Here is a 10,353-nt window from a genome sequence, read left to right on the forward strand (position 1 = left end):
TACCTAAAAAACAAACGAAAAAGAACCCTTTAACGTCTGCGGAAAAAGAACATAAAACGAACACGCTATCGGTTTTATCAAAAGATTTAAGATTATATCTGAAAAATACAGAAACAGAAGAAAAAGATTTAAATTAAGGTTTAATTTAATAGCGGGGATATGCAATTATGAAAATAACTATTGATTTCGCAAAAGGTCTAATAATTTACAGTCTCGCTCTTGAAAGCGCAATAGGTCCGCTTCTTGCAATTTCTTTAATTCCGTAAGGACGAAGCAAATCTATAAAACTTAACAAACGGTCTGCGGTTTCGCTTAACTCTATTGTCATTTCATTCTGCGACACCGCAAGAACAAAGCCGTGAAAAATCTGTACAATACCAACTATTTCGTGACGCTTTGCCGCCGTTACGTTTACGGTCAAAAGCATTAACTCACGTTCGACCCGCTCGTTTTCACTGAAATCCAAAACTTTTACTACGTCTATGAGTTTGTTCAGTTGTTTGGTAATCTGGTCGATTTCTTTGTTGTCACCGCTCACGACAATCGTCATCCTCGAAAGCGTAGGGTCGTCCGTTTCTGCGACGGATAAACTGCTTATGTTAAATCCTCGCGCCGAAAACAATCCCGAAATACGCGATAACGCGCCGCTATGGTTTTCAACTAAAACCGAAATCGTATGTTTGCTCATAAATATATCTCCTTTTTGTTTCTAAATTATTCGGTTATCACTGCAGAGAACGGCTTGCCGGCGGGAATCATCGGTAAAACATTTTCCTCAGGGTCAATCATAATTTCCAAAAAAACCGCACCTTCCGTTTGGATCGCCCATTTAATAGCGTTACGCACTTCGTTGGGTTTTGTAATTCTTTTGGACGGGATGTCGTAACTTTCGGCAAGTTTAACGAAATCGGGAATATACGGAACGGTTTTCTTTTTCGTGTGTCCGTCTTCCGCTCTTTCCTTGGATGAAACAGTCATATTCACCGAACTGTAACGCTTGTCGAAAAACATTCCCTGCCATTGACGAACCATTCCCAAATATTCGTTGTTGAGAACGATAGTTTTCACCGCAATATCGTTAAGTCTTATCGTCGCCAATTCCTGAATATTCATTTGTATCCCTCCGTCGCCGCAAATCGACCAGACTACGCCGTTTATTCCCCTTGCCGCTCCCATAGCCGCAGGAAGCCCGTAGCCCATAGTTCCAAGTCCGCCGGACGACAAAAATTTTCGCGGCGTATCAAACCTGTAATACTGCGCCGCCCACATTTGATTCTGCCCGACATCCGTAGCAACGACCGCAGCGCCCTTTGTTTCTTCGTAAAGCGTCTCAACGACAAACTGCGGCTTAATTACAGTATCGCTGCGCTTATACCAAAAATGCTTTCCTTCAGTCCATTTCTCAATTTTCCCAGCCCATTCGACGTAATCTCCACTTTTAACTATTTTGTTCAATTCGCAAAGCACGCTTTTTGCATCGCCGACAACGGGAATATTCGCCGTAATAATTTTGGAAATTTCCGCAGGATCTACATCTATATGAACAATTTCCGCATTTGGAGCGAACTGCTCAATATTTCCGGCTACGCGGTCGTCAAAACGAACCCCTACGGCGATAATCAAATCGCTGCCGTGAAGCGCCGTGTTAGCCGCTACGCTTCCGTGCATCCCAACCATCCCCAAATATTGTTTGTGGTTTCCAGGAAACGCTCCAAGTCCCATAAGCGTAGCAGCGACCGGAATTTGTGTTTTTTCGGCAAATTCCAATAATTCTTTGTGCGCGTTTGAAAGTATTATTCCGCCGCCCGCATAAATAATCGGCTGCTTTGCTTTGGAAATAGCCTCCGCCGCTCTTTTTATCTGTTTGATATTTCCGTTATACGTAGGCTTGTAACTGCGAATCTCAACGTTTTCAAGATAAATATCCTTACTGTCGGTAATTGTCTCAACAGTCGCATCTTTCGTAATATCCACAAGAACAGGTCCTGGACGTCCGGTTTTTGCTATGTGAAACGCCTTACTGATTGTCGGCGCAATGTCTTCTATATTCTTCACTAGAAAATTGTGCTTTGTAACGGAACGTGTAATTCCCACCATATCCGCTTCCTGAAAAGCGTCCGTACCAAGCAGTGCGCCAGGAACTTGTCCGGTAATCGCTACAACAGGAATTGAATCCAAATGCGCCGTAGCAATTCCGGTAACCAAATTGGTGGCGCCGGGTCCAGAAGTCGCCAGACAAACGCCGACCTTTCCCGTCGCTCTTGCATATCCGTCGGCGGCATGAGCGGCTCCCTGCTCGTGGCGAGTCAAAATCACGTCAATGTCCTTACAATCGTAAAGCGCGTCGAAAATCGGAATTACCTGCCCGCCCGGATAGCCGAAAATTACATTGACGCCTTCTTTACGTAAAGCGTTTATTAAAATCTCACTGCCCTTAATTTTTTTCGTTCCAACCATAATGTTCTCCTCTATGAAATAATTTGCCAAAACAAAAAAGCCCGTTCTACTTGTGAAACGGGCTTTAAACATTATACATAAAAACCGCCCGTAACTCACACTCCAAAGAGCAAAAGCATTGACACGACGACGGATAAATTTTCCATATTTATAGTTTTCATAGCGGCTAAAATAATATATTTCATGAAATAAAAGGAGGAATTATTAGAAAAATAATAGAAAAATTATTTTTCTTTGCTTTTATGTCGATTTTAATATTATATTGTATCTAACAAAGCGCATATTTATGTTTTATGTGTTTTGTTTTTTAACACTATACAATGGAGGATAATATGGAAATTACAGAGATTCGTATTACACCAAGAGACGGCGAAGGCCGGCTTAAAGGATTCGCAAATATAACTTTCGACGATAGCTTTGTAGTTAGAGGAATCAGAATAGTTGAAGGAGATGACGGCTTATTTGTATCTATGCCGAGTCATCGAAAACCGGACGGAACGTATCAGGATATTGCGCATCCTATTAACAACGAAACTAGAAGTTTAATCGAAAGTCGTATTATTGGTGCATACAATAATGCAATTGCCGATGGAATTAAGGCTGAAGAATGAGTTAGTTAACGCTTTTCCAAATAGAATTAACTAACATAAAGCTTGTTGTCTTATAACGCAAATTAAACGGAGGTTTATTTTGGAAGAATTGGTTTATAAGAAAAATACGGCTGGACAATGGCTTGTTCTTCCCGAAGAGAAGAAAAAAGCCATTAGTGATTTTTTGGAAGGTGCGGAAAGATACGAAGGAACTCTTGGTCTTGTCGGCGACACCGCTGAGTTTTATGTTGAAAAGGTAAAACCGGAGATGGTATCCGTTGAAGGCGCTAAAGCCGCTTTACGTTCCATATCCGACCAATTTGATGAAAAGAAAAAAATAGTTTCCGCCGCTCTTCAAAAAATTGAAGAAAAAGTTTCTATTATGAACGGGATTATTTCCGAATTGGATCCTGACAGGTTTCAACATAGGATAGAGTCTATTCAGGTAACTATCGACAAATTCAAACCGCATATAGAACGCTTTAATTCATTGATTATCCAAATAGACGAGCGGAAAAAGGAAGAATTGGAGAAAGCAAAAAACACTATAATGAAAGGACACCGTAAGTTCTATTTTGAAAATTTGCGCTAAGACTTTCGCGCTCCAGCAAGCGCTGTTCCGATTATCGTGAGTTCGGGAACTGTAATTACTTCCCGTCTCACAAAATCCTTTACTATTCGCCACCCGCCGCCGCAGCCCAATATAAGCGGATCGTCTAATTTTTTTGCGCAAGAATCAATAGCGTACTCAATACCTCCGGCACAGTCGGCGATAAGTCCGCTTGAAACGGCAGAAAACGTATTTTGAGGCAATTCGCAAAATTTTAGTTCGTACGGATTACAAAACGGAAGCGCAGCCGTTTTTTCGTGCGTCGCTTCAGAGGTTATTTTTATTCCCGGTAAAATAAATCCACCCAAAAATTCCCTGTTTGAGCCTACGCAATCGACCGTCGTAGCGGTTCCCGAATCTACAATTATCAAATCGTGGTCTGGAAATAACGCAAGACCGGCAATAGCATCGACAATTCTGTCTATACCAAGCGGTGGAGAATAATTTATACTCAAATTTGATACGGTTTCCCTTTTGCAAAAATAAACGTTTGTATATACATTTTTAAGTTCTATGTATAATTCCTGCGCTTTCGGAACTACGCTTGCTATGGAAATAAGCAGGTTTTCGTTTCTCTGCAAAGCGTGAATCATATCAAAAATATTTTCGTAATCACAATGTTTGATTTCTATATTTTTCAAACAATTTACGTCCACTCTTGCTAACCGTAAATGCGTATTTCCGGCGTCAACGGCGATTATTTCCATAATTTCCTTATTTATTTACCTCTTATCAATTACTCTCACCGCTTTGCCTTTGCTGCGTCCTATCGTTCCGTGTTCGACAAAATTTATCATTACACCGACGCTTATAGCGCTGGATACGTTTTCTTCTAATTGGTTTCTTAATTTCTGGAGATTTTTAATTCCACTGCCAAACAGGCGGTCTTCCAATTCCACCTGAATTTCAAGAACGTCAAGGTTATTTACCCGTTCGACTATAATCTGGTAATGCGGCTCAATTCCTTCTACCGTAAATAAAGCGCTTTCAATTTGTGACGGAAAAACATTAACGCCGCGAATTATCATCATATCGTCGCTTCTACCGAAAATTTTACCCATACGAACCGAAGTTCTGCCGCATTTACATTCAGCATGAATTAAATATGTTATATCCCGCGTTCGATAGCGGATCAACGGCATTCCTGTTTTTGTCAACGTCGTAAAAACCAATTCGCCTTTTGTCCCATACGGCAGCGGTTCAAGCGTTTCGCGGTCGATTATTTCCGGCAGAAAATGGTCTTCCCAAATATGAGAGCCGTGCTGATGTTCACATTCGACAGCCACTCCGGGACCTATTATCTCACTCAATCCGTAAATATCGTACGCCTTCAAATCAAGTTTCTTTTGTATTTCGTGGCGCATTTCCTGAGTCCATTGCTCCGCTCCGAAAATCCCCTGCCGCAAAGCGAAATCTCCGGCTTTGAAACCTTCATTTTTCATTTCATCCGCCAAATAAAGAGCGTATGAAGGTGTACAGCACAATGTAGTCGCACCGAAATCTTTTAGCAGCTGTATCTGTCTTTTCGTATTACCGCTAGACATGGGAACGGTCATACAACCAAGCAGTTCGCTGCCGTAATGAACGCCAAGACCGCCCGTAAATAATCCATAACCGTATGCTACATTTACAACACTGTCTTTCGTACAGCCGGTCGCCACCAACGAACGCGCCATAACCTGCGACCAAACATCCAAATCGTTTTGAGTATAACCCGCAACCGTAAGTTTCCCTACGGTACCGCTTGAGGCGTGAATACGAACAATATCGGACTGAGGGACGCTAAACATACCGAAAGGATAAGCGTCGCGCAAGTCCTGTTTGGTAGTGAAAGGCAGTCTGCTCAAATCCTCCAATTTTTTAATATCGCCGGGTTTAATGCCGGCTTTATCCATTTTCTTACGATACGACGATACGTTTTCATAAACGCGCTCCACAACGGATTGAAGACGTTCCAATTGAAATTTCTTTAATTCCGAACGCGGCATTGTCTCAAATTTTTCATCGTAATATTCAGGCACGTTTTTCTCCTTCCTCAAATGCTCTAAGGTTAATATCAAACGTAGAAGCGGGAACGCTGTTTTTTATGGCTTCCTTAAATTTTTCCCTGTCGAATTTTAATAACACCGCACAAAATCCCAAAACCGCCACATTAACCGTACGCAAATCGCCTAATTTCATCGCAATTTCAAGTGCGTCAATATTGCGAATTTGAGCGCCGTAACCGCCTACCCGTTCGTAAATGTCTGCAGGGTAATCGACTTTCCCCGTAATAACCGGCATAGGATAAAGGTTTTGTTTGTTGATAATTATCATACCGCCGTCTTTAATATAATCAGCCCAACGCAACGCTTCAAGTTCCTCAAAAGCCAAAATAACGTCAGCGTTTTTCTTGTCTATTAACGGGCTGTAAACTTTATCGCTTATACGAACATACGTAACGACGCTGCCGCCGCGCTGCGACATCCCGTGCACTTCCGACAATTTACAATCTTTATTTATGAGCGTCGCATAATTTCCCAATATTTTGCTCGCAAGAAGCGTTCCCTGTCCGCCGACGCCGACGATTAAAATATTTATATTCATTTTGCATCTCCGACTTTTTTGACGCTTGCAAATTTGCAGACTTTTTCGCATAACATGCAAGCGGTACAAAGCGTAGAATCAACGGCAACCGAACCGTCTTTGTTTTTTCTTATCGCCGGACATCCTAATTTCAGACACATTCCGCATTTACGACAATTATCAATTTCGGCAACGTCGAACTTTGCGGTTTTGTCAAGCAGTATGCACGGACGTCTTGCAATAATGACCGAAACGCCGTCTTTTACGATATGCTCTTTAATTACACTCTCGGTCATATCCAAATCGTAAGGATCAATTACGGAAACGTTATTAACTCCGCAAGCGCGCACCAACGCTTCAAAATCAAGAGTGTGCGTTTGCTCGTTTTTAATCGTTTTTCCAGTTCCCGGATGCGGCTGATGTCCCGTCATACCGGTAGTAGAATTATCCAATATTAAAATCGTAATGTTCGAACGATTGTAAACCGCATTAATAAGTCCGGTAATTCCGCTGTGAACAAACGTGGAATCGCCTATAACGGCAATGTTTTTTTTAGAAAAATCTTTGCCTTTCGCCTTTTCCATCCCGTGTGTATTTGCGATAGCCGCCCCCATACAAATAAGAGAATGCATCGCGTTAAGCGGTTCGTTGCAGCCAAGCGAATAACAGCCTATATCGCCGGCAGCGTTGAGTTTCAACTTGTTAATCACATAATAAATTCCTCTGTGGGTACAGCCAGCGCACATTACAGGCGGACGCGCCGGCAGTTCTTCTTTGCCGGAAATAACTTTATACCCCAGTATTATCTCTTTAATCTTTTCGCTGCTCAATTCACCCTGCAAACCGGTTAATTCTTTTCCCCTTACGCTTATTCCGTTTGATTTCAAGGCATTCTCAATATAAGGTTCGAGTTCCTCAATTACTATTAAATCGTCACAGTTTGAAGCAAATTCCCGTAATTTTTCAACAGGCAGTGGATAAACAAATCCTAATTTGAAAACTGGATAGTCCGGTAGCGCTTCTTTTACGTATTGATAAACCGCTCCGGCGCAAATTATTCCGATTTTATTTTTACCGTTCTCTATCCGATTTATGTCAAAAGAATTTACGTCCGATGCAAGACGTCTCTCACGTTCTTCAACCTTGACATGTCGTTTGCGGGCATTTGCCGGAACCATAACGAATTTTGCAATATCCTGCTTATAATCAAATTCTATTTCCTGACGCTTTGATATTTCCACAAACGAGCGGCTATGCGCAATTCTTGTCGTAAGGCGAATAAATACCGGCGTATCGTATTTTTCGCTTAATTCAAATGCGAATTTTGTAAAATCTTTCGCTTCCTGACTGTCGGACGGCTCAAGCATCGGAATATGGGCGCTTAACCCATAGAATCTCGAATCCTGTTCGTTTTGGCTTGAGTGCATACCCGGGTCATCGGCAACCGCTATCACCAATCCGGCGTTTACTCCGGTGTAAGCGTATGTAAAAAGCGGGTCTGCAGCAACGTTAAGCCCCACATGTTTCATTGAAACAAGCGCCCGTCCGCCCGCCATAGACGCTCCTATACCTACTTCCATCGCAACTTTTTCGTTGACCGACCATTCGCTGTATATGTCGTTAAATGTAGAAAGATATTCTGTTATTTCCGTACTAGGGGTTCCAGGATATGCCGCCGCAACTTTCACGCCCGCCTCGTATGCGCCTTGGGCTACGGCATGGTCGCCTAATAATAATTTCTTCAATATTTACTTCCTTTTGTTTCCTTAAATTTTCGCAAGAATATAATAAATGCACACAATAAAGGGCGGAGAATTACCTGCGTCCGCAAATAAACGACAACGAACAAATTTTAATAATTTTTTAACTCCTTTTCACTATTTTCTTTACTCTCAAAAATTTTTAAGCAAAATTTCAAATTTTGAATTATATTAAACATAACAGGATTAAAGGCTTGATAAATTTATACAAAATGAGACAACTATGAGAATACCCCCCCCCCCGAAATTGTTAGTTCTTCAAGAACTTGAGGTTTTAGAAAATTTTTTACGAGAAACGCCGTCTCACGGAATAGCGGAATCTACGAACTACATTTCCGAGTGGGTAAAATTAAATATTGAAAAGATAAAAGGCACAAACGAAGAAATCCTTGAACCTAGATTTGCGGCACTACTTGAGAATGTTGAAAAACTCTTAATGAAACAAATAAGCGGACAAAATCAATATTCGAGTTTTGATGATTTACGCAAAAACATATTGTTTGATTTTCAATGTAAAACGAATTTGGACGAAACGAAAATTAGCGAATTACTTCAATCGGCAAAAGCAAAAAATCTTTGATTTTCCGCGCAAGTAGCGCAGGATATTATAGCATATTTGTTTTTCAAAGGAAAAACCGATGGGTTTTATATTGATATCGGAGCTAACGACGGAATCAGCGGAAGTACTACATATTGGGCTGAACAAATCGGCTGGAAAGGAATTTGCGTCGAACCTCAGAAATCGACTTTTGAAAGGATGAAAAAAGTCAGAAACTGTACGTTGTATAATTGCGCAGTTTCAAACAAATCACAAGAAAACGTCCGATTTATTTCATTCCCCGATAAAGATACTAGAAGCGGTTTGGCTGACTCTATGAGCCAAAGTCATATCGAAACGGCGAAACAATTCAGCGATATGGAAAAGAACTTCGTTTCGACAAAAACGTTCGGCGATATTATGGCTGATTTTGAAAATGTAAAATTTATAGATTTCCTTTCAATTGATACGGAAGGACACGAAATGCAGGTTTTGGAGTCGATAGATTTTACAAAATTCAAATTCGGATTAATTACTATAGAAACAGAAGACGGAAGCGACGTTGCCGCATTTATTGAAAAAAACGACTATAAAAAATTTATGATTGCCGGAAGCGATTGTCTTTTTGTGCCTGAAAATTATAATATTCCCGTCAGTTGCGCTGTTTATCCGTTTGAAAACGGAACGAACAAGTACACGGAATTGATGAAAAATATTTTACGAATGATAAATGTTAAACCCACGAACAATTTTACCGCTTCAGATTTTATTTGGCTGCATTGGTTTGAAAACATAACAAGTACAGAAGATTTTCGGCAAAAAACGGATTTCCTGAAAATATGCGAAAAAAACGGACGAAAAATTATTTGGAACGTTCATAATAAACAGCCGCACGAAACCACGAACGCAGAACAAATTAAAAGTTTAATGATATCGTTGGCTCAATCTGCGCACAAAATCATAATCCATTCAAAAATCACGACACAAGTAATAAAAGAACTTTGCGAAAACGATGAGAAAATTTTGCGAAAAATAATTTATGTTCATCATCCGCATTATGCTGGAACTTATGGGACGTTATCGTCGCAAAATTCAATTTCAAACGACAAGTTAAAATTTTTGTTTTTCGGACAAATAAGACCGTATAAAAACATAGAACTTCTGATTAATGTTTTTAACGATTTGAATTTTGACGATGTCGAATTAAATATTTGCGGAAGTTGCACAAATGAAAATTATAAACGTAATTTACAGGATTTAATCAAAACAAATAAAATCAAAACCGACTTTAGATTTATCCCAGACAGCGAAATACCTGAACTTTTTGCACAAAATCATATGTTACTCTTGCCGTATTCGCTTGAAAGTTCACTTAACAGCGGAGCGACACTTTTAGCATTTTCATATTCTAAAAGCGTAATTTCTTCATTGACGGGAACGCTTGACGACATTGAAGACAAATCGTTGTTTTTTTATTATGATTACAAAACCCCAGAAGAACACGAACAAAAATTAAAAGAAATATTGACGCAAATTCATGAATTGTATCACAAAAAATACGACGTACTTTTAACACTTGGTAAAAAATGCAGAAAAACAGTGCTTGAAAACAATTCGTATTTAAAAATTGCACAAGAGTTAGCGAAAGTTTTTGATATTAAATTGTCTGAACAAAACAGATTAGACAAGGAAGCCACTTAACAGGAAATTTCAACATTAGACCTCTTGCGAAATCAATAATTATTTTCATAATTGCATATCCCCGCTATTAAATTAAACCTTAGTTTAAATCTTTTTCTTCTGTTTCTGTATTTTTCAGATATTACCTTAAAT

11 protein-coding genes and 1 pseudogene are annotated in these 10,353 nt (G+C 40.0%); 5 read left to right on the plus strand and 7 right to left on the minus strand.

The window, feature by feature from the left end; genetic code table 11:
* Positions 1-184 (plus strand): annotated as a pseudogene (locus LBH98_09000) (IS5/IS1182 family transposase).
* Between the two features lie 21 nt (positions 185-205).
* Here the strand turns inward: LBH98_09000 and ilvN are convergent.
* Positions 206-688, minus strand: a complete 483-nt coding sequence (gene ilvN, locus LBH98_09005; GenBank protein ID MDR0304882.1) for an acetolactate synthase small subunit — start codon at positions 686-688, stop codon at positions 206-208.
* Between the two features lie 26 nt (positions 689-714).
* A complete protein-coding gene (ilvB, locus tag LBH98_09010; protein ID MDR0304883.1) occupies positions 715-2,457 on the minus strand; it encodes a biosynthetic-type acetolactate synthase large subunit in 1,743 nt (580 codons plus the stop codon).
* Between the two features lie 332 nt (positions 2,458-2,789).
* Here ilvB and spoVG point away from each other — a divergent pair, with 332 nt between their 5' ends.
* Together spoVG and LBH98_09020 are read left to right on the plus strand one after the other, a co-directional pair.
* Positions 2,790-3,068: a septation regulator SpoVG gene (gene spoVG, locus LBH98_09015; GenBank protein MDR0304884.1), complete on the plus strand. Its 279-nt coding sequence runs from the start codon at positions 2,790-2,792 to the stop codon at positions 3,066-3,068.
* Between the two features lie 79 nt (positions 3,069-3,147).
* Positions 3,148-3,639, plus strand: coding sequence for a hypothetical protein (locus LBH98_09020; protein ID MDR0304885.1), 492 nt, complete (start codon positions 3,148-3,150; stop codon positions 3,637-3,639).
* On the opposite strand, the gene LBH98_09025 is transcribed toward LBH98_09020, so the two are convergent.
* The 4 genes from LBH98_09025 to iorA are packed head-to-tail and all read right to left on the minus strand — an operon-like array spanning position 3,636 to position 7,967.
* Entirely contained in the window at positions 3,636-4,364 is a 729-nt protein-coding gene (locus tag LBH98_09025; protein ID MDR0304886.1) for a type III pantothenate kinase, read from the minus strand. The genes LBH98_09020 and LBH98_09025 overlap by 4 nt on opposite strands.
* A gap of 15 nt (positions 4,365-4,379) precedes the next feature.
* Complete coding sequence (locus LBH98_09030; GenBank protein MDR0304887.1) at positions 4,380-5,678, minus strand: phenylacetate--CoA ligase; 1,299 nt, start codon at positions 5,676-5,678, stop codon at positions 4,380-4,382.
* Entirely contained in the window at positions 5,671-6,243 is a 573-nt protein-coding gene (locus LBH98_09035; GenBank protein MDR0304888.1) for an indolepyruvate oxidoreductase subunit beta, read from the minus strand. The genes LBH98_09030 and LBH98_09035 overlap by 8 nt, the downstream gene beginning before the upstream one ends.
* Positions 6,240-7,967, minus strand: coding sequence for an indolepyruvate ferredoxin oxidoreductase subunit alpha (gene iorA, locus LBH98_09040; GenBank protein MDR0304889.1), 1,728 nt, complete (start codon positions 7,965-7,967; stop codon positions 6,240-6,242). Before iorA ends, LBH98_09035 begins: the two co-directional genes overlap by 4 nt.
* 238 nt (positions 7,968-8,205) lie before the next feature.
* On the opposite strand from iorA, the gene LBH98_09045 reads away from it, so the two are divergent.
* Together LBH98_09045 and LBH98_09050 are read left to right on the plus strand one after the other, a co-directional pair.
* Positions 8,206-8,562 (plus strand): hypothetical protein, encoded by a 357-nt coding sequence (locus tag LBH98_09045; GenBank protein MDR0304890.1) that lies wholly within the window; start codon positions 8,206-8,208, stop codon positions 8,560-8,562.
* A 36-nt stretch (positions 8,563-8,598) separates the two neighbouring features.
* Positions 8,599-10,221: an FkbM family methyltransferase gene (locus LBH98_09050; GenBank protein ID MDR0304891.1), complete on the plus strand. Its 1,623-nt coding sequence runs from the start codon at positions 8,599-8,601 to the stop codon at positions 10,219-10,221.
* A 32-nt stretch (positions 10,222-10,253) separates the two neighbouring features.
* Here the strand turns inward: LBH98_09050 and LBH98_09055 are convergent.
* Positions 10,254-10,353: IS5/IS1182 family transposase (locus LBH98_09055; protein MDR0304892.1), on the minus strand; the 100-nt coding region annotated here is incomplete at its 5' end.

The organism is Chitinispirillales bacterium (assembly GCA_031254455.1).
Classification (GTDB): domain Bacteria; phylum Fibrobacterota; class Chitinivibrionia; order Chitinivibrionales; family Chitinivibrionaceae; genus WRFX01.